Here is a 24,766-nt window from a genome sequence, read left to right as displayed (position 1 = left end):
AGTTAAAATAAACCCATCACTACCAGATGCAGTCATCTCCTCATGTCTCTCGCCAAAGAACTAGACACTCCTCAAGCAACCCCAGAAGATGTTATCTTTCCTCCAGGTGATTTATACAGCGACGAACCTCCATTGGAAACAGAACTGCATCTAGAGCAGATTATGCTCTTACTCAAATGTCTAAAGTGGTTGTGGCGAGACAGAAACGATTTCTACGCGGCTGGAAATCTAACTATTTACTACAGTTGGAATAAACGCAAAGATGAACACTTCCGGGGTCCAGATTTTTTTGTCGTGCTGGATACAGAGCGTCGAACTCGCAAAAGTTGGGTTGTTTGGGAAGAAGAAGGGAAATATCCCAATGTAATTTTAGAAATTCTTTCAGAATCAACAGCGAAAACCGATAAAGATTTAAAGAAAAAACTATACCAAAATACTTTCCGCACACCCGATTATTTTTGGTTCGACCCAGAAACTCAAGAATTTGCTGGATTTCATTTAGTTGATGGTCAATACCAAGTTCTAGAACCCAATGCTCAAGGGCATTTGTGGAGTCAGCAGTTGGGTTTATACTTGGGGATTCATGAAGGGCTATTGCGATTTTTTACTCCAGTAGGTCTATTAGTTCCAACGCCAGAAGAAGCAGTAGAATTTGAACGCCAACAAAAAGAACTAGCCGAAGCACGAGCCGAAAAGTTAGCAGCGAAACTGCGGGAATTAAATATTGACCCAGAAACAATTGATTAATAGGTTACAGGTTACAGGTGATAGTAAAGGTTACTGAGCGAAGTCGAAGTACATCCTCATACCCTTACACCCTTAATTTTGATTATTATGCGAACGATCGCCGAAATTAACGAGAAAATCAGCCGTCAGCGAGCGGTAGTTTTAACAGTTGAAGAAGTCAAAGCCAGAGTTGCAGAAGTTGGTGTCAGCAAAGTTGCCAAGGAAGTTGATGTGATTACCACTGGCACATTTGAGCCAATGGAGTCTAGTGGTGCAATTCTTAATCTCGGACACACTGACCCCCCAATTAAAATTCGCCGTTGTTGGATAGATGGTGTACCCGCATATTCCGGTTTTGGGGCGGTAGATTTATACTTGGGTGCTAGTTGTGCCGTGGAGACGATGGACGGTGAGGAAATCCGCGAACGTGGTGGTGGTCATGTGATTGAAGATTTGATTGCTGGGAAACAAGTACAAGTCAGGGCGCAAGGACAAGTCACAGATTGTTATCCACGGGCAACATTTGAAACTACCATTACCCGTGATACTATCAATCAATTTTATTTATTTAATCCGCGTAACCTTTATCAAAATTTTATCGTGGGTGTGAATGGTGGCGATCGCCCACTTTTTACTTATCTCGGCCCTTTACAACCCCATCTCGGTAACGCCGTCTACTCTAACCCTGGGGCAATTTCGCCTTTATTCAACGACCCCGATTTGCAACTCATTGGCATTGGGACACGAATTTTTTTAGGTGGTGGTATCGGCTATATCGCTTGGGAAGGAACGCAACACTTCCCCTTACAAAAGCGGTTAGCTAATCGTACACCCATTGGCCCGGCTGCTACCTTAGCCTTAATTGGTGATGCTAAACAAATGTCAGCCCGTTGGGTACGTGGTTGTTATTTTAAAAGTTATGGCCCTTCGTTGATGTTGGGTGTGGGAATACCATTCCCCGTATTAAATGAAGCTGTCGTTGAACACTGTGCAGTGCAGGATAAAGATTTAGTCGCGCCCATCGTTGATTTTTCCATTCCCCGGCGCGTGCGTCCCACCTTTGGGTTGGTGAGTTACGCCCAACTGAAATCCGGGCGACTCATCATTGAAAATAAAACTGTGCGTGCTGCACCTTTAGCGAGTATGTCCTTATCTCGGCAAGTCGCCGCCGAATTAAAACAATGGATTGCAGCCGGCACTTTTACCCTCACAGAACCAGTCGCCCCCATTCCAATGGAGCGATCGTTTTTACCCCAAGACCGTTGGACAGATTTTTAGAAAGGCAAAAGAAAAGGCAAAATGCAAAAGTAAAAAGGCAAAAGCAAGATTCAATTCTTACTTTTACCTTTTTACTTTTTACTTTTAACTTTTTCCTTACTCTTGCGGTGGCTTTTGCTTTTTAATTGGCTTAGGAACTGGAGCAGAAGATTTTGGCAGAGGTTTGGATACTGCTGAGGCTTCCCCGCCGCCGATCTTTTTGACTGGACGTGGGCTGGAACTGTCTCCAGGGCTACGTCTGGGCGGGAATGGTCGGCGACCACCGCCGCCACCACCACCACGGAAACCACCAGGGCCACCTCTTTGGGGTGGTCGGCGTTTTTTGGGTAAATCCGCGATCGCTTCTGCTGTTTCGATGGCTAATAAATCACCATCTCGTTTGACTTGAAAATCCCAAAACTTGCCCACAGCTTTAGTCGCTAGGACACCTTTGAGTTTTAATTTAAAGTATTTGGGTTTTTCATCTTGTTTGCGAGCAGCCTGCTTAATTTTGACAACTAAATTTTTGTCATCAAAAGATTGGTAAACTACTTCGCCACGCACAGAAAAACCACCATCGGGAATATCTGATGAAGGTTTAATGTCGCTTTTATCTGTTACAGCAGCATCGGCTTGAGGCAATTCATCATCGGCCGAATCTTGTGCTTGCTGTTTGGCCAAATTTTCGGGTTCCCATACACCCACAATTTGCAGATGTAAGGCATCGGTTTCTTGCTTAGTACGGGGATAAACTACCCAGAGATGATTTTTTTCTAAATCAAGGTGATTCTTGACTAAGCTCATAATTCGACCAAGCAGAACAGCTTGGATTTCCACACCATCCGCAGTCAGGAGCGTACCTTGAGTAAACTGTTCACTGCTTGCAATGTAGCGACCCCGGACTAACCCGATCGCTCTGTACTGCATTGGTTCGCTGGGTGGTGGAATTGGTTGCTGTCGATTGACTAAATGAGCATCGTTGGCAATTTCACTAGGGTCAGTAGGCGAATTTTCCGATTCAGAAACAGTAGCTACTACTGTTGGTAGATCAGCAGTTGTATCTGTTTCGGTTTCAGGTTGATTGGACTCAGACAAATTAGAAGATTCAGGCGAAGGCATCAGGTCGGAATTCATAAAAACTCCTTGCGGCGGAGACACATCCCATTGTGGGATTTTACTAAAGCAACTGGAAAGCGCGTTTGTGCGGCTGATGAAAGTATAATTGTGTTCCACCAAGACACACGACAACGCCCAATACAATTCCAAAAACGCTAAATTTACATTTATACTCTAAATGTTTAATCTAACGTCTAGACACTAGTTTCGGAAGCATATCATAGGTAAAACTCTGACGGCTCCCCCTAAAGTCATCAATTACTTTAGCAGCGTAAATAGTTATTTGTTATAAAATTCACAGACAATTGGCGGTATTCCGCAAAGTTTTGGAAATTTTCACTTTTCAATTTGTGTCAATGATCATGTCATTAAAATTCTGGAGAATTATAAAACTGTGTCTGAACCGCGTAATCGTTGGATAGTCCGAGTCATCTTGGCATTAGCAGTTCTTATGTTTGTGGGTGTATCTATAGTTCCTATTATTAGCGCATTCAATAGCCCGACATCGACAAACCAGAATGCTGCAAATCCTACAGGTAACTTAGCTTCCTCTGACCAAAAAACAAAATTACAAGATGAAGTACGGGGTTATGAACTAGTTTTACAACGGGAACCTGAAAATCAAACTGCTCTGAAAGGTTTATTACAAGCACGTTTACAACTTTTAAGCCTGAATCAAGGGGATGTTCAAGGAGTAATTGCCCCTTTAGAAAAACTAGCTAAACTCAATCCTGAAAGATCAGAATATGGAGTCCTCCTCGCCCAAGCCAAACAGCAAATTGGTGATAAAGAAGGAGCCGCCCAAGCATATCGCACAATTCTGGATACTAAACCAGGCGATTTGAAAGCTTTACAAGGTATGGTAGCACTGCTGTTAGACCAAAAACGCCCGGAAGCTGCGATCGGTCTATTACAAGAAACTTTAAATAATGCTACCCAAGCTAACACCATTCAGCCAGGAAGTGTGAATGTAGTTGCTGTGCAAGTGCTACTAGGCAATGTCTATGCAGCCCAAAAACGCTTTCCTCAAGCAATGAATGTCTATGACCAAGCGATTAAAAAAGATCCCAAGGATTTTCGCCCCGTATTGGCTAAAGCCATGCTATTGAAGGAACAAGGCAAAACAACCGAAGCTAAACCTTTGTTTAGTAATGCAGCCAGTTTAGCGCCTGCCCAATACCGAGACGAAATTAACAAAGCTGCAACCGCTTCCCCAACTCCTGCGCCTGCTGCATCTGCCGCACCTGCACCTGCAAGTACTCCTAAGCCGTAAAATATTGGGTGGTTTAAGATAACTGTAAAAAATAAATGTTTTGGGGGTTTCTGTTGCAGGAACCCCTAATCAATGCAAAAATTCCAATCTGGAGAGATAAATGGCACGCCTACTCATTCATCCAGGAGAAATTCTTGGGGATGAAATCACAGAACTTGGTATGACAGCAAGTGATTTAGCGCGTGTTCTTCATGTTCCTAAAAACCGGATTACCGAAATCATTAATGGAAAAAGAGGGATAACAGCTGATACAGCTTTGCGATTAGGTCAATATTTTGGAACTGGTGGAGAATTTTGGCTAAATCTTCAGAAAAACTATGAATTGAGGTTAGCTGAACATGGCAGCCAAGGATCTTTTTCATGATGCAGTCAGACGGGCGTTAGAGAAAGAAGGATGGTGTATCACTGATGATCCTTTATTTCTACGTTTTGGTGGTTTGGATATGTACATAGACCTCGGTGCAGAAAAAATTCTAGCAGCTGAACGAGGTGAAGAAAAAATTGCTGTTGAAGTCAAAAGTTTTGTTAGTCCATCTGCTACAACTGAATTTAGTACAGCTTTGGGACAGTTTCTCAAATACCAGTTAGCACTCGAAGAAGAACAACCAGAAAGACTTTTATACTTAGCGGTTCCTTTTGATACTTATCGTGCCTTTTTTACGTTAGAATTACCGCGCTTGTTAATTCAACGCTATCAAGTGCGATTGATTATTTTTTCTCCAGATGAGGAGGCGATTATCAAATGGCAAAAGTAGAACAATATCGACAACTTATTCAAGAACTTTTACAAGCTTATAGCGAAATTAAAGCTAGTAATGAAGAAGTTGATGCTGAGGTTATTTTTGATCAAGAGCGCGATCGCTATCAACTAGTTCATGTCGGCTGGTCAAATAAACGGCGTGTATATGGTTGTGTTTTACACTTAGATATTAAAAACGAAAAAATCTGGATTCAGCACGATGGTACTGAAGGCGGTATTGCCTATGAACTAACTAGCCGAGGTGTACCTAAACAAGATATTGTCTTGGCTTTTCATTCTCCTTTTAAACGGCAATTTACCGAGTTTGCAGTCGGCTAATACCATTTTGGATTGTGAAAGAACTTATTTATCAGTCCTTCTGCACTCCATCTGCACATATCTTGCACGTAGCCCCGACGAATGGAATTCGCGGCTATAAAAACGTAGACGCGCAAGCGGCTTCCCGCAGGGTAGTCCGCCTACGCGGACTAACGTAAAATCAAGGTTTTTAAGCCTGCGGAGGCAGGCTTTGTTCGTGTAGCCGCGATTTTAATCGTCAGGTGCAAGATGTGTGTCTGTAGATAATTATTTTTCAAATTAATATTACAAATGACAAAGGACAAATGACCAATGACAAACTTAATTTACTGTCCCTAAATTACTAAAAATTTCAATTAAATTACCATCGGGGTCACGAAAATGAGCGGTGCGGAGTCCCCAAGCTGGACGGTCTAAAGGTTGGGTGACAATTACAACGTTGCGTTCTTTGAGTTTTTCGTACACTTCATCAACGTTATCAACGGCGAAAATCAAAGCCATTTTATTGTGACAGTCTGAGGCGGAAGGTAGGTAAGCACTGGGAATTGCTTCCGCCATGAAATCTTTTCTAAATAAGGCTAATTTGAGGTTATCTCCGGTGTGTAACTCAGCATAGCCACTATTTTCATCGCCCCAATCAATCCAAAAGCCTAATACGTCACGGTAGAAGAAGAAACAATCTTTATAGTTGTTTACTAACAGCCTGATATGTGTTAACTGAAGCATGATAAATATGATGTCTATTAGTGAATATATAGCTGTAGTTACTGAGGTTAGGACAGTATTAATTTCTTAAGACTTTGAATTTAACTGGTTAATACTCAGCACTCAGCACTCAGCACTTTGGTATTCTAACTGTGTATTCTCGGCTCTGGATGCAAGTTTACCAGGATATCGCTTTCAATAATTGCTAACTCATCAAGTCTTTGCTGAACAATTTCACGCTCAAAGTAAGTATCTGCTAAAACCCAGTATGTACCAAAGTGTCTTGCTTCTGATGCCATTAAGCCTTTATAAAATTTAGCTAATTCTGGTTCTGGACAATGTGCGGCTAAAAGTCCTAGTCTTTCGTGACTGCGGGCTTCTATTAAGCCGGTGACGAGTAAGGAATCTAAAAAACGGTCTGGTTCATTTGGACGGACTGCGGCTTTCAAACCTGCACCATAAGGAGGCGGCGATAAAGGTGCAAGGGGGACGTTGCGACGTTCTAGCCACTGGTTGACGAGTTCAAAGTGTTCTAATTCTTCACGGGCGATCGCAGTTAATTCCCTGACCATTTTAGTATTAGAAGGATAGCGAAACATAAAATTTAACGCTACCCCGGCGGCTTTGCGTTCGCAGTGGGAATGGTCAAGCAAAATAATATCTAAATTTGCGATCGCTTGTTCTACCCAAGCATCAGAGGTGGGTTGCTTGAGGGTGTTGATAGTCGGTAATCCAGAAGTAAGCACAGGCTAAAACAATAAAAATGGCAATCCTGCTGAGTATCCCAGCAACTCGATTGTAATGGTGAATGGGGTGAATTAGGGTGTGCGATCGCTGAAGAAACTTTAAGGCTGTAGGGGTTTAGTAAAGAACAAGGGAGACAAGGGAGAGATGTTGATCAATTATTAAGGAGTGTTCTATTTTTTTGGCATTAATATTTATTTTTCAAAACCTATGCTTATGAAATAGGTAGGCGAAGAATAACAAATGTCTATTGAATCTTGACAAAATTTTAAGTAAATCACCAAAGCATAGTAATTTTCCTATGTTCTTACAAAAACATTGTGGTTGAAGTTTATCAATCCTACTTTCCTAGGAGAAACTATCTATATGCTTTGGTGCTTTTGTAGCGGATATTTCCGCCATAAGGGTAAAAGTAAAGGGCTTATAAACAATATAATAGCCCTTTATAAATTACTGTATCAGCCCGCACAATTTTTCGAGATTACTGAATAAATTTTGTCTAGCGATCCCCATGTCAAGAAAAGTGTATATTTTCGCCAACTTCGTCTGATTAATTATCGTGAATTCTTTGTATCGATTCATAACTAAATACAAAATTTTACCAAGCTATTGGTTGGCGATCGCGGAAAAACCCTCCAGTAGTACCATCATCTGGAAGGGTTGCCAGCCATACAATTGTGTCAACTCCTTGTTCTGGTGTACGTGGTGCATTTGCGCCACCCATATCAGTTTTTACCCAACCAGGACACACAGAGTTAACTAATATATTTGTGCCAGTTAATTCACTAGCAAAAATTCTAGTAACGGCATTTAAAGCTGTTTTAGAAATGCGGTATCCTGGGGAACCTCCCTCCATATCTGTTAACTGTCCCATCCCGGAAGAAACATTCACGATTCGCCCATAATTATGTTTTTTCATTAAGGGAATTAATGCTTGGGTAACGCGCACTACACCAAAAACATTTGTATCAATTGTTGTCTGTAAAGTATCAATTTTTGTATTTAGAATGCCGTTGCTTCCAGCTTGAGTATCAATATAGATACCAGCATTATTTACTAGTGCATCAACTTTGCCAAACTGCTGCCGAATAAACTCAGCTAAACTTTGACTACTTTCGTCACTGCTGACATCCAAAGGATAAGCAATGACATCTAAACCCTCAGCCTGTAACTTTTGTGCTGCGGCTTGACCTTTAGCTTCATCCCGGCTGGTGAGAATTACTTTATAGCCTTGTTTAGCTAATTGGCGAGAGGCTTCAAATCCCAAACCACGATTTCCACCAGTGACGACAGCAATTTTTTGGTTTGTACTCATGGTGATTTTCTCCACATCAGACTTTTATGGTGGCAACTTTTAAAATACAAGGGGTAATGCGAGAACACACCCATCGTTTGACAGAAAGGAATAAGCAATGGAAGAAGGCTCACTTCTCCTGCGGAGACCCTAACGCGAACGACTGCGCTCAGTGAGCGGAAAGGATAGTGTGTATACTCAGCACTCAGCACTCAGCACTCAGCACTTTACCATACTGAAATCTGCATCAATGCCCAAATCACACCTGCTGTAACTAGTGGCACACTGAGGTTATCTGTACCGTGGGGTGAGATGGCTTCAACTAAAGTTGCAAAACTCGCACTAATTAACGCTGTTAACAAAGCCTTGCTCAAACTAAAAGGTACAGCTAAAGGACTCAGAAAAGAACCAGGTAAAAACATCAGTACCAAAAATATTGCTGTTGTGCTGGCTAAAAACATCGCCAGTGAACCTTCCCAAGAACGCACAGATGAACCGATTTGGTATTTGTGTTTTCCAAAACTTTTACCAATTAATGCGGCTAAAGCATCTCCCCAAGTCATAGCCATAATTCCAGCCACAGCAATGGGGACATGATCAACTGAATTATCTGGTCGCCAGAATAACCCAAAAAGTAGCGTGACTGAAATCGCAAAATAAACCGTCCCTGGAGAACTATCTTCAGTATCCATTGCACCGATGATTCGATAACGGTAAAGCAGATAGTTAACACCGATAAAGGTAGCAAAGGGAATAATCCCAATTTGCCAATGTTTAAACAGCAGCAACACACCAAAAATCCACATTCCGGCACTGATGTGGATAACTTTGCGAGTTAAGTCTGGCTGAATACCAAAAAATCTTCGCAGTCCTTCACCAAGGGCTAATAAACTTATAGCGTAGGTGTAAGAAGCGGCTAGTCCAAGCAAATCAGCGTTGGTCATTTGTCACTGCTCAAGGGTCAATGATTAATAGTTATTTTCTCTTTTATTGCCTATTTCTCAACGACATTTTTTCAGAGGGGTGTATGTATCCAAAACCTTACATACGGGAGTATCCACTTTTGGAAGAAATACCAGGCGATTGGAAATCGCGGCTACACAAACAAAGTCCGCCTACGCGGACTATCTTGAAACCCGCGCAGGCGGGTTTAGTTTGTATAGCCCCAGACTTCAGCCTGAGGGCTATGCTTTTCTGCTTAACTGAGCCGTATTGAGTTTTAAACGACTATTTTTGTACGTAAGTTCTGCATTTGTAGTTGATGAGCAGGGGTAAATAGTAAGCGAGTCAAGCCTTGATGAATATCTACTTGGGGAGACCATTTTAAATATCGCATAGCTGTATTATCGGCGCGGCTGTGGTGAATATCTCCGGGAAGACCTGGGCGAAAGATAGGACGCAGATTTTGTTTAGTAATTTTATTTAATAGCGCAATTAACTTTAATAAGCTGGTAGCTTGGCCGCAGCCAATATTGAGGATTTTACCTGCGGCTTGGGGATGTTCCATTGCAATTAAGTTGGCTTGGACTACATCAGAAACGTGAATAAAATCACGACTTTGCAATCCATTACCATAAATTATTGGCGGTAAGCTTTGACGGATACGATCGCAAAACTGAGAAATCACCCCTGTATAATCACTATTCTGACGCAGACCAAACACATTAAAATAGCGCAACGAGACAAACTCCACCAAGCCTTGTTGATGATAAATTTGTCCCAACTGCTCAGAAGCGAGTTTATCTGCACCGTAGGGACTAATGGGATGAGTCGGCATTGATTCTCGTTTTGGCAATGTAGGATCATTCCCATAAACAGCCGCACTACTAGCAAAGATGACTCGTTTGACTCGACAGTGATGGGCTGCTTTTAAAACATTGACTGTCCCACCATAATTAACTTGATGTGTCCTGACTGTATCTTGGAAGGATGCGGCGATATTAGCGATCGCAGCTTGATGAAAGACATAATCACAGCCTTGAGTCGCTTTTTTGACATGATTATAATTTGTCACATCACCTTTAATCCATTCCCACCTGTCTGGAGGTACAGCCAGTAAATTTTCTAACTTGCCTGTGGAAAGGTTATCCAGCACTCGCACATAATACCCTCTATTCACTAATTCTTCGACTAGATGGGAACCGATAAAACCACATCCGCCTGTGACTAATACTACTTGGCGATTCATGATTCGCTCGCTCCTAACCACGGTATGGTGATGGTAGAAACTTCTGGCATAGTTTCTAAGGACTGTATAACTGCTGCGGGTAAAACAATTTTGAAACACTTATGAGCTAACCAAATTCCTGTCAACAAGGCTTCTTTTGCGGTCATTTGTTCTGCCTGCTGTAACAAGTCATCCCAGGGCTGTGAAGGGTAACGGGCGATTAAGGCGGCGATTTGGTAAACTTTCAACAGCGATCGCTCCCAACCAATTTTCGCGGCACTAAGACAAAGTAAAAGTAAGTAATCTCGCGGTGGTAGGGTCTGGATTGTGTGATTTTCTAACTCTACTTTACACAGGCGTTCTTTTTGCCATTCCCAACCTAAAAGCTGCCAATGTAGCTCAATTTTTACGGCGCGTTGGGGATGGGTGAAGGATTGCTGCCCAATTTGCCAAATCTCTCCCGGCTGATATCCGGCGGCTGTGAGGATTTCTGTAGCGGTGGCGCGATCGCTGGCTGCTATCCACAAATCCAGAGTTTGAAATTGCCAGAAAGATAAATCACCATCTACCAAGGCGGCGAGGGCTGGTTCGTTGATGGGAATCGCCGTGACTTGGGCGGCGGCGAGTTGATTTAATAAATGCAGTAAAACTTGGCTATGAGAACGATTACGCAGGGCATTAGCGTAATAATATTGTTGCAATTCTCGCAGTGTAGACTCTGGGACAAGGTGAGGAGCCGTTTTGTTTAAACTCCAATAGACCAGTGATAATACACCTAACTCAGAGGCAACCTTGATAAAATACTGCCAATCAATCTGCACGAGGCGAGAATAGTCTTTGTCGTCGTTTAACAGAGACTTGAGGCGATCGCTAACTGTCTCATCAAAATATAGCGGTTCTCGGTTGGATGAGGTACATTTCAACCCCACCCCCAACCCCTCCCCGCTTGCGGGGAGGGGAGCGTTTGCGTTAGCAAATGCGGGGTGGGGTTCCGACTGTATTACAAGCAAGTAAGAACTGCTATAGACTTGGAGACATCCAGACAGCAATTGCATCGCCCGTTGTTGTTCGTCTTTGATATATTGTTGCCAGTTGCGAAAACTCACACCAGCAAATGCTTCGTAATCTGTGAGCGATCGCACATTTCCTAACCCATAAATGCCAAAATCCTCAGTCATCGGTTCCATCTGCAAAATTTGGCGAAATCGCTGTTCGGAAATAGTATGGCGCTGATACCAGTCTTGATTGTCTTCCCAGTTTAGCGGGCGTGGCTTTTCTTGGATGTCATAGTAATAGTGCCAACAGGTAACACGATGGGGATGGTAAATATCCCAACCATTTGTCCAGGCGCGGACAGAATAAGCCACCTCAGTAGCCGAAAAGTACAGCAGTGGATCATGGGGTACTTCCTGCATCAACCGCGCATCGGCAAACATAAATCCCCCCGCCATAAATGCGCCAGATTTAGGGGCGTGATAGTTGCTTAAATCTTCCACAGCCCTTGGTGTCATCATCCCATTGTGGGCAAATCTGCCTGTGGCTGTACCTGTGGGGAAATTCGACACAATTACTCTGGGGGGATGATAACCAGGAGGAAATGCTGTGAGTACAGGCTTTTGGCTGGGACACATCGCCAACATTTCAATCAGTAGGGTATCCCAGCCAGTAGCAAAGCGCATGTGTGCATCTGTTTGCAGGGCATAGCGTTCTCCTTGCCAAAGTTTTTCAGTTTGGGATCTTGCCCAACCCAAACCGCAAGATTCGGCTGCTGGTACTGTAGCAACCCGACAATTGGGAATATCTTTCAGCCCATCAATGAAGTGTAGTTCTTCATCATTGCCATATTGCCAGCAAATACCAAAACTGATGCGTTCGGGACATAGTGCCTGGGCTAAGGCATCTTTGACTGTGGGGATTAATTCAAAATCGCGGTAAGCCGCAATCTGGACAAAAATGCGATCGCTGATCATATATCACCGCCAAAACAGCAACAAATTACCAATTAGTAGGGTTTGTAAACACCGATTTCCGAATCCAGCCGTTAAAAGTGAAACGGCTGTTAGCAAACATTTTTGATGGACAACAAACAGGTAACACTTCATGTAGATAACGACTGGGAAACAGAATGATGCTGTTTTGCTGGGGAGTTATCTGTTGTTCTAAGAGTTGATTACTGTCATCTACGCAAAAACGCAACTCACCACCAGAAAATGCCTGTAGTTCCCGATAAAAGTAGTAAACATAGGAAATTTCTCGGTTGAAAGTATCGTAACTACCGTTATCACTATGCAGTTTGTAATAGTTGCCATCGTTATGTGCAGTAATTTGTGTTTCAATTAACGTCACAAAAAATGGTGGAATATCTAACTGCTGGCAGACTTGTGGCAGTAAGGACTTTACTTTATCAACTATGAGTGATTGGACTTCTGCAACCGCATTCAAACTTTGGGAAACTCGATAGTCTGGCTGATTGGTAAAAGTGGTACTGCAAACAAACTGATTTGCTTGCGCCAGAGTGTAATCGAGTAACGTTTGCCATTCTTTGTGGTCTAGAAAATTTAGCACCTGTACATAAAGTGGAGTCTTGACCACTTGTTGGTCATCTGGCTGTTTATCAGTTCCCGGTTCTAAACAGACAATATCTTGCATAGTGCTGCTAACAGTAAAAATCTGGAAAAAGCGGTAACAGAAGTGTGTCAATCACACTAAGAGGGAGGTGGTGTTACAAAAGATATTGTTGGCGGTGGTGTTACAAAAGATATTGTTGGAGGTGGTGTTACAAAAGATGTTGTAGTTGGTGCTGTTGTCGTTGTACTTGTAGATGTTGTAGTTGGTGCTGTTGTTGTTGTACTTGTAGATGTAGATGTTGTTGTCGGTGAAGAGGTGGAGCTAGAGCCAGTAGGAGCCGCCATTGCTGGGGTAGGAACAATAATTGATTTAATGGCTGGGAACAAAGAGCCAATGGCAAAGCCACCTACTAAACTGACTTTTTTGAGGACTTGGCGGCGGGAAGTTTGGGGACTATTCAGGGGTTCGGTAACGGCTGCATCTAACAGGTGAAACTGTTCTAACTCAGCTAATGTCAATTGAACTAAACCATGCCAATCAACTGTTTGATTTGGTGGAAACTCGAACTCTTCTTGTAGCAAACGTGCAATGGTTTCGACGGTGTTTTGACCATTACACAGATACCAGACACGTACGGCGATCGCACTGAGGCAATGGGCAGTATCTCGCGTTTCATCATAAACAATTAACTCATCTCCGACTTCTTGAATCAACAGATTTTCGGTACGAGCCACTGGAATCATCATTTTATTCTCCTTGTATTTGGTTTGGGCTTAAGAAAGAAAGTCATCTGGCTGTTTATCAGTTCCCGGTTCTAAACAGACAATATGTTGCATAGTGCGGCTAACAGTAAAAATCTGGGAAAAGCGGTAACAGAAGTTTGCCAATCACACTAAAGAGGCGCTGTGGTAGTTGGTGCGGCTGTAGTTGTAGTTGTAGTTGTAGTAGTGGTGGTTGTAGTAGTGGTGGTTGTAGCAGTTGTCGTTGTCGTAGCACTAGAGCCAGTGGGAGCCGCCATTGCTGGGGTAGGAACAATAATTGATTTAATGGCTGGGAACAAAGAGCCAATGGCAAAGCCACCTACTAAACTGACTTTTTTGAGGACTTGGCGGCGGGAAGTTTGGGGACTATTCAGGGGTTCGGTAACGGCTGCATCTAACAGGTGAAACTGTTCTAACTCAGCTAATGTCAATTGAACTAAACCATGCCAATCAACTGTTTGATTTGGTGGAAACTCGAACTCTTCTTGTAGCAAACGTGCAATGGTTTCGACGGTGTTTTGACCATTACACAGATACCAGACACGTACGGCGATCGCACTTAGACAATGGGCCGTATCTCGCGTTTCATCATAAACAATTAGCTCTTCTCCGACTTCTTGAATCAATAAATTTTCGGTGCGAGCAACTGGAATCATCATTTTATTCTCCTTGTATTCGGTTTGGGCTTAAGAACGCAATGTCAATACTTGATCAACTAATTGTGCTGCTTCACCCCTTTGTCCAGCGAAGCATGAGATACCGACAGTTGCAGCAGTCAAAATAGATAATGTTAGCTCCGGGTATAACCGAGCAGTTAAAGTGTTATCCAACAGCCCCAGAATGGCTTGTCCAGTGGATATTGCTGTTGGTTGCCATTTTGCTTGCGGATGATACTGTGTTTGTAAAATTACTTTGATTTTCACAGGACGGCTACCCACTGCGACACCTAGATTTGTGGCAGTCAATCGCTGTCTTTTGTCAGAAGAAGTACGTACAGATACGGCTCTAGGATAGGGATGAACTAATCCCTGGCGATCTAAAACGGCGTATTCATCCGAGTAATAAGTTGCGCCAGCTTGCAAAAAGGCCATGACTAAGGTCGTTTTCCCACTGAAACTACGCCCAGGAATGACGATCGCATAATCGTCCCAAGCAACTACACCAGCATGAATAAATAACCAATCCTGAGTAGCTATCCCAATCGATAAACACAGGTCATTTTCTAGTAGCGTTAAGACCTCATCCAAATCGGGAGAACAAAGCAGTTCGGTTTGTCCTTCATATAGCCGATAGACAGACTCATGATCTTTGTCTGCGCCAACCCATAACGAATAGAGTTTCTGAACAGGTAATCCAGATAATGGAAAGCGGATGGGTGGCAAATACGCTTGCAGTGGTTCTAGCAAAGTAGACTTGTTCAGTCTGATGCCAATTCCTATGCCATAACTGCTGAAGAAAATGCGATCGCTCCATTTCAGATTTTCTAAGCAGAATGCCTGTTTGTTGGCATCCTGATCAACTGGTGAAGTTGTCAAAATCATCCTAATGCAGTAGTGTCAAACCCTGAGAATAAATATTAAAACAGTTAAATTAGCTCAAAAAAATTTACCACTATGAATCAGATAGAACGTAGAGGCTAGTATTCTTACTCAGCACTTCCAGTCAGTCAATCATGGTAAACATTTGCCATCAAGCACGAAAAAAAGATTTACACCCTATTACCCCCTATCGATAACACCTTTTCTCTAGCCAGAAGCCGTGACTTTGCTAGATCAAATCAATTTATTACATTCGCTGGTGATTCTAATCTGACTTCTTCGCCAAAGCAGATGACTGGCAACAAATTGTTACTGAATCATGTCAATCGGTTTCTGATCGCTTTACTTAATTGTTCGACGCACAAGCGGATTGGCCTGATGAGGTAATACAAGAAAGAGAGTGAATTTGGCAGGTTGAACAATCGCCGATCGCGCACATTGGGAATTAACAACCGCCAAACAAAATACTGCACCCAATCCCGACTGCGATCGCGGACTCGCAAACGAAACATTGTTGTTTGCCAAGTTGTAGGTAAGGGCATAGGATGTGAGAATAAGCGATTGATCACTTGTTGAGACAATTCAGGTAAGCAAGTGTCTTGGATAATTGCGGTTTGTAAAGATTGGGGAATTGGGGCTTGTAACAAATCTTGAGCCAGTTTCAGCCCTAAAAGTAGCATTCGATGACAGTGTAATATTTGCGATCGCTCCTCCACAGCCTGCCAATCGAGATGTTTGTAAGTTTGTAATAATTCAGCAATATCACAAATCCACTTTAATTGTGACCAGCATTCTTTAGCACCGTGAACACACAATACTAACAGCAAGTCTTCGGGAGATAAGGTAGCAACATCAGTGTCTAACAAATTCACTAACTGACGACGTTCCCACAGTTGGTCAAAAGGTATTTCTAAAGCAAAAAATCTTGGTGTTAATCGCCAGTGTAAATCTATGGCTACATCCTTATTTTGCAGCAAAAAATCTCGTTCACTATCTGACCAAATATTCATTCTTTCTTGAATATTATCCACTGCCAGGGTTTCATAACCATGCTGAATTAGTAAAGCTTTTGTAGCTAGTAAATAATCTGGATGGATTAAGATATCCAAGTCACTGAAATAGCGGAGTGCGTAACTACCATAGAGTGCTACTGCTAAAGTCGGGCCTTTGTAGGGTAAAACCGGAATTTGATGTCTGTGGAAATCTTGCAATAGTCTGATTAATTCATGACTGCAAATCATCCCTTTGAGTATATAACCTTGATAATTTTGCTGGAGTTGATTCAACAAACTCTTGGGTACATTCACCGCATCAATATTTTGCAAACTTTCCCATAGCAAACCATCAATTCCATTACGACTTGATAAGTTATGCAACAACGTCCAATTAATTTGTGTCTTGCAAAGTTCCTGAATTGCTATATTTAAAGCTGGCGATCGCTGAGTATGAGCGCAATGCAAAATTAACTGCACTTCTGGTGAATAATCAAAATTAGACAGCACAATACTTTCATAGCTTTTCTTGGCTTGCTGAGGTAAAAATTCATCTGTTTCCATCTGCGTTTATCTGCGGTTAATTATTCTTACTTATACATCACTAGTACAGGTCATACCAATTCACAATTCGCAAGTCGCAATGACGCTCGCAGGCTCGCTACCGCTTCGCTAACGCAATTAAAAAACTTAGATACAGTAAACCTTTCAGGGTTTACATCTGTATCAGATTTTTCGTGAAATGGTGTCAGCAGAAATAAACAGACAATCTGGAATTAGTAAGAAGCTTGTGGTTGGGTGATTCTTTCTTTTTACTTTTGCCTTGTTGTATTAGAATGAGATTTCGGAATTAACTTCAAAGTTGTTGCTGTATTAGCTTTAATAGTCTCACTTTCCCAAAGCATCTGATGATATTCAATTTTCTGCCAAGGTTCTACCATATCTACATAATGTTGATGAAAGGCGTGTCCAGATTGTCCGGGAGTGTGAATAGCCAGTGATTCATCCAAGTTGCCCAAGTCTACTATCATCCGCAAAGAAGGAATATCTGTAACTTCAAAAGATTTATTCGCTCGCCAACGGTTAGCATTAACAGTTTCACCATTTCCCGCCGTTGCAAAAGCACCACGATTAAATAATGCTTCAATTGGGGGAACACCAGATTTACCTAATGTTGCATGACGAAAAGTAATGGTGTGCAATTTCCCCCAATTCCATTGTTGTGCATCTTTACCTTGTAGACTTTCTAATTCTGTCACCGCATCTTTTAAGGCTTGCTGCAAAATTTGGTCGCGGGTTTCTCTTTGTGGTGTTTTACTGTTGTCCCACCAAAAACTATCAGGCTGAGTTACTAAATTCTGCACTACAGCATACCAGCGATCGCCACCATCAGGATAAAATTCATTCGGTAAATTATCATGAAAAGCAGCTACTAGCAAATGTTTCCAAAAAACTTCAAATAATGTTGCTGCTGGCGATGAAATTTCTAGCTGGAAATTCCAATTTATCAGTAACTTCCGTGCTGTTTCTAATTTCTGATTATCTAAAGATATATTATGTAACAACGGCACTAAAATTTGTGCAGTTAAATTTTTATTGTCACCTTGAATTTCTTGGACATCTTGAATAGAAATGTCTTCAGTTTGTTGGTTAATCATTTCTGTAATTCGCGCCGCCCGATAGCCGTATACCCAATCGGTTGTAATCACATCAGGATAGTTTTCTGCGACCAAATTATTAGCGGTAGCAATGTAGCCTTGTTGGGGATTAAAGCTATAAGGTAACTTGGCAAAATCAATATAGCTTTGCCATTCATATTCATCTGTCCAACCTGGAACCGGATAACGCCCATTTCCCTGGGCGCGAATTGGCATTTTACCGGGCATTTGATAGCCAATATTGCCATCTATATCTGCATAAACTAAATTTTGAGCAGCTATATCAAAATCCTTTGCAGCAGTGCGAAATTCTGGCCAATTTTGGGCGCGATTTATGCCAGTAATCGAGTAGGCTAATCTCGAAGGTTCTAACGCTGTCCAACGCAAAGCTACAGCATATTTTTGTGGAACTGGAACTGATGGCTGTGATGGAAATTGTTGCAAATTGGGTGACACATCGGAAAGAATCGGCCCGTTTCGGGTGTAACGGACTGTATGCAGTATTGGCTGAGTACCTGCAACTTGGATAATTTGTGGAACAAGCTGCATATCTACCCATTTACCGTTAACTTCATACTGATTGGGATTGTTGGGATTGATTTTTTCGATATATAAATCCATCACATCAGATTGTACGTTAGTCACACCCCAAGCAATGCGATCGCTATGACCAACAATCACCCCTAACATTCCCGCAAAGGAAAAACCAGCCACGTTGTAAGGACATTCAGCATTCTTATTTGTACAATGCAATCCCACCTCATACCAAATCGAAGGAATCTGCACAGCTAAATGTGGATCATTTGCCAAAATTGGTTTCTTAGTAACTGTGCGTTCACCAGATATTACCCAGTTATTAGAACCGATACCAACTCCCGTTGCACCGATGAGGTTTTCCAACGCCTTGATTGCTGGGATAGTTGACTCTAGAGTAGAGGCGATCGCAATTGGGAAATTAGGTGGTAAATTTTCTTTGACTTTATCAACTGGATCAGTTTGCAACTCTGGCAAAATCACAGGTAAATTTTTTGGATAAGGTGGAAACAGTTCTTCAACCTGCTGTGGTGACAGACTTTTTAACAAAATAGTCCGTTCAATTTCACTTTGAAAGTTCCTCCCCAAATCGTAAGCCATCACTTTACCCCAAGTTAAAGAGTGTAGGGGTTGCCAAGGTTCCGGTTTGTAGCGGGGATTAAGTAACTGTAACACCGCATATTCTAAACTCAAGGCGCTACCTTGATGTTCTGCCAAATAAGCATTCACACCGTCAGCATAAGCTTGCAAATCAGCTTGCATCTGCCCATCCATTTGCTGAATTTCTTGCTGTGCTACCCTGTCCCAACCCATTGTCCGCAGATATTTATCTGTTTCTACCTGGGACTTACCAAAAATTTCAGCCAGCCGCCCAGAACCAATATGTCGCCAAAAGTCCATTTGCCAAAAACGGTCTTGAGCGTGTACGTAACCCTGTACCATGAATAAATCATGGGTGTTACTTGCATATATATGAGGAACTCCCCATTGATCTCGCTGGACTGTCACCTCTGCTTTCAGTCCAGGTATGGGAATTGTGCCACTTACTTGGGGAAAAGAACGCCGGACAGTATAAATGGCAAATCCTCCTAGCAATAGTCCCAACCCTAGCAGCGTAATTACCACAAGTTGGCATCCTTGGTATAACCAACGTTTTTTTCTGCTTTTGATATATGAGTAGCGTGGATTCATGGAGGAGTTCTGCCAATTTTATTACTGGAACAAATTGTCCTGGTAATTGGCAATCTGAGGAATTTTTCTTTTCAATCGTTTACATCACTGGCTTGAGTTGAAAGTGCTGAGTCACCGAAGTTTGCTCAACGCAGGGAACCCACGCAGGCATCTTCTCGCTGAATGCTGAGTGAAAATGCTAGTCCACTTTCATACTTGGCGATAAAACTTGTTTCATCGGGACTGCCTTCTTCAAAGATTTAGTCTGGATTGTACAGTTATCCTACTAACATGAATAATATTAACCCTCATCTGTGGCCAAATTGATCCACGGGTGGCGATGTAACTAGGAGAATAACTCGCCCATGAAGCTCGATAAACCCTCACATGGTGCAAATTCTGAAGAATGTGCAGCCAAAGTTATGGAGACAATTCCATTAGTGATGCGGTTTATCAGGAAGGAGATGCGAGCGCATAACGCTGGGTTTTTGTCAATTCCCCAGGTGCGATCGCTGGCATTTATTAATCGTCATCCTGGTGGTTCACTCTCTGATTTGGCAGAACATCTTGGTGTCACCTCTGCAACAGCCTCAGCAACCATAGAACGGCTAGTACAGCGCAACTTAGTACAACGTGAACATCATCCCCAAGAGCGACGGCGGATAGTTCTCAACTTGACTGATGAAGGCAAGTACCATCTCCAACAATCCCTCAATCATACTCGCGCTCAAATTGCTGACATTCTCAATGGTTTGTCAGCCGAGGAATATTCTCAGATTGAACAAGGGTTAAGCTTCTTAAAAAAAGTCTTCGATCAAACGGAAATTAACTCCTAACAGCAATCAGGCTGAAAAAACGTCAATTTCTCTCTCTACTCCCTGTTCCCTACCCCTTGCCATTAAAGTGATTGTATATTTTTTTAATTGGAAGTCCCCTAGCCCTAGCCCCTCATCCCTAATCAAAACCTCAATCTCAAGGTAGATACTAATTAGAAGTCACTTCGGATTGAATATAAGAACCGTGTACGCATACGGATAAATCTCAATGAAGCGTGATTCAACGGGTAAGTTTGTTAGCAACTGGGACTCAGAAAAAAAGCAACGATTTAGTATATCTCTGACCAGTACAGCATGGCGATCGCTTGATGAAGAAGCGCACAAGCAAGGAATTTCGCGTTCGGAATTGATTGAACACTTTGCCCGTAGCTTGGGAAATGAGCCACATCCTGATTTTCAAGAAATGCAGAGTAATGCTGAGAATGCTTTATTAAAGGAAGGCTTGTTACAAGCACTGGAAATAGAACATACTCGCTTTACTGCGGTTTTACAGCAGTTACCAACCGGTGTATTAATTGCCGATGCGGCAACTGGTAAATTAGTGCTGGCTAATGAACAAGCCAAACATATTATTGGTTACGACTATGAAGAGTTTCTAGAATTAGAAGAATACGTACCGATTACCCCATTTGTCGCTTTTCGCACTGATGGACAAATGTATGAACCCTATGATTATCCATTAGCGCGATCGCTCCAAACAGGTGAAGTTATCTCTAACGAAGAATTACGACTAGAAAGCGATGGTCGCCAAACTTTTATTAGTGTCAATTCGGCACCAATACTCAATAGCCAAAATCAAATTGTGGCAGCTGTAGTAGTCATTCAAGATATAACTGAGCGTAAGCAAATTGAGGAAAATCTTCGGCAAACAGAAGAACGCTTACAACTAGCTTTATCTTCAGCGCAGATCATCGCTTGGGACATGGATTTAATTACAAATTATGTGGTGTGTTCTCCCAATGCGCTTTGGCTTTGGGGAAGAGAAGCAGGTGCAGCAGAAGATTTTATGGCTTTGATTCATCCAGATGATCAGCAGCGAATTTTGCAAGCAGCCCAAAGAGCAGCTGCGGGAGAAACAATTTATCAGCAAGAGTATCGGATCATTGCTCCCGACAAAACGATCCGTTGGATTAATAGTCAAGGCAGAGTTTACGTGGATGCAACTGGACGGGGAGTGCGGATAATTGGCATCACTGTCGATATTACAGAGCGCAAACAACTGTGGGAACAGGTGCAACACAAAGAAAGGCAACAGGAATTTTTAATTCAATTAAATGATGCGATTCGCCCAATTCCAGACTCAAAAGAAATTATGTGGCAAGTGGTGTGTGCCACAGGTAAACATTTTCAAGTGAGTAGGTGTACTTATGGTGAAATTGATCCTACCCAAGAATATGTAATTGTTGAACGTGACTATTGCAATGGGGTGAGTAGTGTGGTTGGGACTCATCACATGAATTCTTTTGGACTGGAAATCATTGCGGAACTCAAGCAGGGCAGGACAATTATTGTAGATGATGTGGATGCTGATCCTCGGACTCAGGGTGCGGGCGCAGCTGCTTTTGATGTGATCCAAACAAAGTCTCTGTTATGTGTGCCGTTAGTAAAACAAGGAAAGTTTATCGCTTTACTTGTACTGCACCATATTTTTCCGCGCCATTGGCAACAGGAAGAAGTGACCTTAATAGAGCAAATTGCCGAACAAACTTGGTTAGCTGTAGAGCGATCGCGTGCGGAAGCGGAATTACGAGAAAGTGAAGCACACCTGCAACTGGCGCTAAATGTTGGACGTATGGGTTCATGGGATTGGGATGTCCAAACTGGTATATTACGCTGGTCAGAAGGACACTTTACAGTGTTAGGTCTGCAACCATATCAGTGTCAACCCAGTTATGAAGTTTGGCAGAATCGGGTGCATCCCAATGATTTAGCACAAGCTGAAGCTAAATTTCAGCAAGCTATGCAAGCAAAGAAAGAGTATCATCATGAATATCGCCTGCGTTGGTTAGATGGCTCGATTCATTGGGTAGAAGCCAGAGGAAAGTTTACTTACGATTTGAAGGGTAATACCAAAAATTCCATTGGTGTTGTCATTGATATTACAGAACGCAAGCAAGTAGAACAAGAACGAGAACGATTACTAGAACGCGAACGCATTGCCCGAATGCGAGCAGAAACCGCACAACGCCAACTAGCAACTATATTTGAAACTTCACCAGTGGGAATTGCTTTGTTAGATCGCCAACAACGATTTATTGCGATTAATGAAGCATTAGCCAAAATCAACGGATTAACTCGTGAACAACATTTAGGACATTCAGTTAAGGAACTTTTTGCTCAAGTTGATCCGGCCATAGTTGCCGTCTTTGATGAAATTTACAATACCGGAGATCAATTTATTTCCCTCAGTCTGGCGATCAATCCTCCTGGTCGGAGCGATCGCACTCCTGGCTACTACAATGTTTACTATCTGCCCACAACTAACTCCCACCATCAAATCGAAGAGGTTTTAGCGTATGTGGTCGATGTGACTGAGCAAGTCAGGTTAGAGCGCAACCAACGCTTTCTGGCAGAGGCGAGCGCAGTTTTAGCATCTTCTCTCGATTACCAAACTACCCTAGAGCGAGTCGCTCAACTGGCAGTACCGGAATTAGCAGATTGGTGTACAGTCCACATAGTCAAAGAAGATGGCATTATTGAACAGATTGCTGTAGCTCATATTGACCCAGCCAAACTCCAATGGGCTGAGGAAATGCAACAGAAGTATCCTCTCAATCAGGATAGTCCTAGAGGCGCTGCCTGGACATTACGCACAGGTAAATCCGATTTCTTACCTGATATCCCTGATGAATTGCTAGTCCAAGCCGCCCAAAACCCAGAACATTTAGAAATTTTGCGTTCTATTGGGTTTAAGTCTGTGATGACAGTGCCATTAAAAACTCAAGATAAAGTTTTGGGGGTAATTTCTTTTGTTTCTGCGGAGTCGGGAAAACGCTATGACCACGGCCACTTACAATTAGCCGAAGAACTAGCTCGTCGTGCTTCCTTAGCCATTGATAACGCTCAATTGTATCGCATTGCCCAACGCGATCGCGCCACAGCCGAAGCCGCCAACAGAATTAAAGATGAATTTCTTGCCGTACTGTCTCATGAATTGCGATCGCCCCTAAATCCGATTTTAGGTTGGTCAAGGCTGCTGCGGAGTCAACGGCTAGACCCTAAAAAAGCTGACCAAGCATTAGAAACCATAGAACGTAATGCCAAGTTGCAAGCGCAATTAATCGAAGATTTATTGGATGTCTCCCGCATTCTCCAAGGCAAAATGTCGTTAAACGTTGCACCTGTGAATTTGGCTGCAACCATTAAAGCCGCCTTAGAAACAGTCCGACTCGCAGCAGAAGCGAAAAATATTCAGATCCAAACTACTCTTAACTCGCTTTCTGGTACAGTTTCCGGTGATACCAACCGCTTACAGCAAGTTATCTGGAATCTGATTTCTAATGCTGTCAAATTTACCCCCTCTGGAGGACGAATAGAAGTGCAGCTAGAGCAGGTGGGAATGTATGCTCAAATTAAAGTTCAAGATAACGGAATTGGCATTACTCCAGAGTTTTTACCATTCGTATTTGAATATTTCCGTCAGCAAGATGGCGCAACGACAAGACAATTCGGCGGATTGGGCTTAGGACTAGCTATTGTCCGCCATTTAACAGAACTGCATGGTGGCACAGTTCAAGCCGATAGTCCAGGTCAGAATTTAGGTGCAATCTTCACTGTGAGATTGCCATTAAATGTTGTTGACCAAGCATTATTCTCAGATCATAACCATTTGGGGGATGCAGTTGATCTCACGGGTATGCAGATATTAGTTGTAGATGATGATGCAGATATGCGTGACTTAGCCGAATTTATCCTCACCCAAGTTGGCGCACAAGTTACTACAGCTGATTCAGCTTTACAAGCATTGACTTACTTCAATCAATCTATGCCGGATTTACTAATTTCTGACATTGGTATGCCAGAAATGGATGGCTATTCTTTGATTCGGCACATTAGACAATGCCCACCCGAACAAGGCGGAACTATACCTGCGATCGCACTTTCTGCTTATGCAGGTGAAATCAACCAACAACAAGCACTACAAGCTGGATTTCAACAGCATATAGCCAAACCCATCGCACCAGAAGAGTTAGTAAGAACAATTGCAATATTGATGGGGAGTCGGGAGTAGTATCAGGGACTTCCAATTAAAAAAATACGCCTTATGTGAGATGGGGTAGCAAAAAAGAAGGGGAAACCACAAGATAAAGGTAACGACACCAAAGCTTGAGGTCTCCCAATGAATATGGTAGACGGTTCGACCCTGTTGA

22 protein-coding genes are annotated in these 24,766 nt (G+C 42.6%); 9 read left to right on the top strand and 13 right to left on the bottom strand.

The features are described from left to right. Positions 1-42 precede the first annotated feature (42 nt). Both H6G74_RS04095 and H6G74_RS04090 read left to right on the top strand, forming a co-directional pair. Complete coding sequence (locus H6G74_RS04095; protein ID WP_190966463.1) at positions 43-747, top strand: Uma2 family endonuclease; 705 nt, start codon at positions 43-45, stop codon at positions 745-747. Between the two features lie 87 nt (positions 748-834). After that, positions 835-2,004, top strand: a complete 1,170-nt coding sequence (locus tag H6G74_RS04090) for a homocysteine biosynthesis protein (RefSeq protein WP_190966462.1) — start codon at positions 835-837, stop codon at positions 2,002-2,004. A 96-nt stretch (positions 2,005-2,100) separates the two neighbouring features. On the opposite strand, the gene H6G74_RS04085 is transcribed toward H6G74_RS04090, so the two are convergent. Then, positions 2,101-3,117 (bottom strand): hypothetical protein, encoded by a 1,017-nt coding sequence (locus H6G74_RS04085; RefSeq protein ID WP_190966461.1) that lies wholly within the window; start codon positions 3,115-3,117, stop codon positions 2,101-2,103. Between the two features lie 376 nt (positions 3,118-3,493). Here H6G74_RS04085 and H6G74_RS04080 point away from each other — a divergent pair, with 376 nt between their 5' ends. The 5 genes from H6G74_RS04080 (at position 3,494) to H6G74_RS04060 (ending at position 5,608) form a co-directional block, all read left to right on the top strand. Then, positions 3,494-4,372, top strand: coding sequence for a tetratricopeptide repeat protein (locus tag H6G74_RS04080; RefSeq protein ID WP_190966460.1), 879 nt, complete (start codon positions 3,494-3,496; stop codon positions 4,370-4,372). Positions 4,373-4,472: 100 nt separating this feature from the next. Next, positions 4,473-4,736 carry a HigA family addiction module antitoxin gene (locus H6G74_RS04075; protein WP_190966459.1) on the top strand — a complete coding sequence of 88 codons (264 nt, stop codon included), beginning with the start codon at positions 4,473-4,475 and terminating at the stop codon, positions 4,734-4,736. Next, positions 4,711-5,127: a XisH family protein gene (locus tag H6G74_RS04070; RefSeq protein ID WP_190966458.1), complete on the top strand. Its 417-nt coding sequence runs from the start codon at positions 4,711-4,713 to the stop codon at positions 5,125-5,127. The genes H6G74_RS04075 and H6G74_RS04070 overlap by 26 nt, the downstream gene beginning before the upstream one ends. Then, positions 5,115-5,450, top strand: coding sequence for a XisI protein (locus tag H6G74_RS04065; protein ID WP_190966457.1), 336 nt, complete (start codon positions 5,115-5,117; stop codon positions 5,448-5,450). Before H6G74_RS04070 ends, H6G74_RS04065 begins: the two co-directional genes overlap by 13 nt. Positions 5,451-5,464: 14 nt before the next feature. Next, on the top strand, positions 5,465-5,608 hold the full coding sequence (locus H6G74_RS04060; RefSeq protein WP_190966456.1) for a hypothetical protein: 144 nt from the start codon (positions 5,465-5,467) through the stop codon (positions 5,606-5,608). Between the two features lie 142 nt (positions 5,609-5,750). Here H6G74_RS04060 and H6G74_RS04055 read toward each other — a convergent pair whose 3' ends face one another. From H6G74_RS04055 to H6G74_RS04000, 12 genes are all read right to left on the bottom strand, one after another. Further along, positions 5,751-6,158: a VOC family protein gene (locus H6G74_RS04055; RefSeq protein ID WP_190593286.1), complete on the bottom strand. Its 408-nt coding sequence runs from the start codon at positions 6,156-6,158 to the stop codon at positions 5,751-5,753. A 122-nt stretch (positions 6,159-6,280) separates the two neighbouring features. Further along, on the bottom strand, positions 6,281-6,880 hold the full coding sequence (gene miaE, locus H6G74_RS04050; RefSeq protein WP_190966455.1) for a tRNA-(ms[2]io[6]A)-hydroxylase: 600 nt from the start codon (positions 6,878-6,880) through the stop codon (positions 6,281-6,283). 596 nt (positions 6,881-7,476) lie between these two features. Beyond that, positions 7,477-8,193, bottom strand: coding sequence for an SDR family oxidoreductase (locus tag H6G74_RS04045; protein WP_190966454.1), 717 nt, complete (start codon positions 8,191-8,193; stop codon positions 7,477-7,479). 206 nt (positions 8,194-8,399) lie between these two features. After that, on the bottom strand, positions 8,400-9,116 hold the full coding sequence (locus H6G74_RS04040) for a diacylglycerol/polyprenol kinase family protein (RefSeq protein ID WP_190966453.1): 717 nt from the start codon (positions 9,114-9,116) through the stop codon (positions 8,400-8,402). A gap of 275 nt (positions 9,117-9,391) precedes the next feature. Next, on the bottom strand, positions 9,392-10,360 hold the full coding sequence (locus H6G74_RS04035; protein WP_190966451.1) for an SDR family NAD(P)-dependent oxidoreductase: 969 nt from the start codon (positions 10,358-10,360) through the stop codon (positions 9,392-9,394). Further along, positions 10,357-12,309: a GlcNAc-transferase family protein gene (locus tag H6G74_RS04030; RefSeq protein WP_190966449.1), complete on the bottom strand. Its 1,953-nt coding sequence runs from the start codon at positions 12,307-12,309 to the stop codon at positions 10,357-10,359. Before H6G74_RS04030 ends, H6G74_RS04035 begins: the two co-directional genes overlap by 4 nt. A gap of 25 nt (positions 12,310-12,334) precedes the next feature. Beyond that, the gene (locus tag H6G74_RS04025) at positions 12,335-12,988 is read right to left on the bottom strand and encodes a 2OG-Fe(II) oxygenase (protein WP_190966447.1); all 654 of its coding nucleotides are present in this window, start codon (positions 12,986-12,988) and stop codon (positions 12,335-12,337) included. Positions 12,989-13,044: 56 nt separating this feature from the next. Next, the gene (locus H6G74_RS04020; RefSeq protein WP_190966445.1) at positions 13,045-13,653 is read right to left on the bottom strand and encodes a PqqD family protein; all 609 of its coding nucleotides are present in this window, start codon (positions 13,651-13,653) and stop codon (positions 13,045-13,047) included. A 146-nt stretch (positions 13,654-13,799) separates the two neighbouring features. After that, the gene (locus H6G74_RS04015) at positions 13,800-14,327 is read right to left on the bottom strand and encodes a PqqD family protein (protein WP_190966443.1); all 528 of its coding nucleotides are present in this window, start codon (positions 14,325-14,327) and stop codon (positions 13,800-13,802) included. 27 nt (positions 14,328-14,354) lie between these two features. Further along, complete coding sequence (locus tag H6G74_RS04010) at positions 14,355-15,203, bottom strand: hypothetical protein (protein WP_190966442.1); 849 nt, start codon at positions 15,201-15,203, stop codon at positions 14,355-14,357. A 320-nt stretch (positions 15,204-15,523) separates the two neighbouring features. Continuing rightward, positions 15,524-16,762 (bottom strand): nucleotidyltransferase domain-containing protein, encoded by a 1,239-nt coding sequence (locus tag H6G74_RS04005; protein WP_190966440.1) that lies wholly within the window; start codon positions 16,760-16,762, stop codon positions 15,524-15,526. Between the two features lie 248 nt (positions 16,763-17,010). Beyond that, positions 17,011-19,581, bottom strand: a complete 2,571-nt coding sequence (locus H6G74_RS04000) for a penicillin acylase family protein (protein WP_190966439.1) — start codon at positions 19,579-19,581, stop codon at positions 17,011-17,013. A gap of 344 nt (positions 19,582-19,925) precedes the next feature. On the opposite strand from H6G74_RS04000, the gene H6G74_RS03995 reads away from it, so the two are divergent. Continuing rightward, a complete protein-coding gene (locus tag H6G74_RS03995; protein WP_190966437.1) occupies positions 19,926-20,396 on the top strand; it encodes a MarR family winged helix-turn-helix transcriptional regulator in 471 nt (156 codons plus the stop codon). 208 nt (positions 20,397-20,604) lie between these two features. After that, positions 20,605-24,627 (top strand): PAS domain S-box protein, encoded by a 4,023-nt coding sequence (locus H6G74_RS03990; protein ID WP_190966436.1) that lies wholly within the window; start codon positions 20,605-20,607, stop codon positions 24,625-24,627. The last annotated feature ends 139 nt before the right edge of the window (positions 24,628-24,766 follow it).

The sequence above is a fragment of the Nostoc spongiaeforme FACHB-130 genome, assembly GCF_014698475.1.
GTDB lineage: Bacteria > Cyanobacteriota > Cyanobacteriia > Cyanobacteriales > Nostocaceae > Nostoc_B > Nostoc_B spongiaeforme.
Note: the sequence above shows the minus strand (reverse complement) of the source record. Positions and strands in the feature narration are given on the sequence as shown.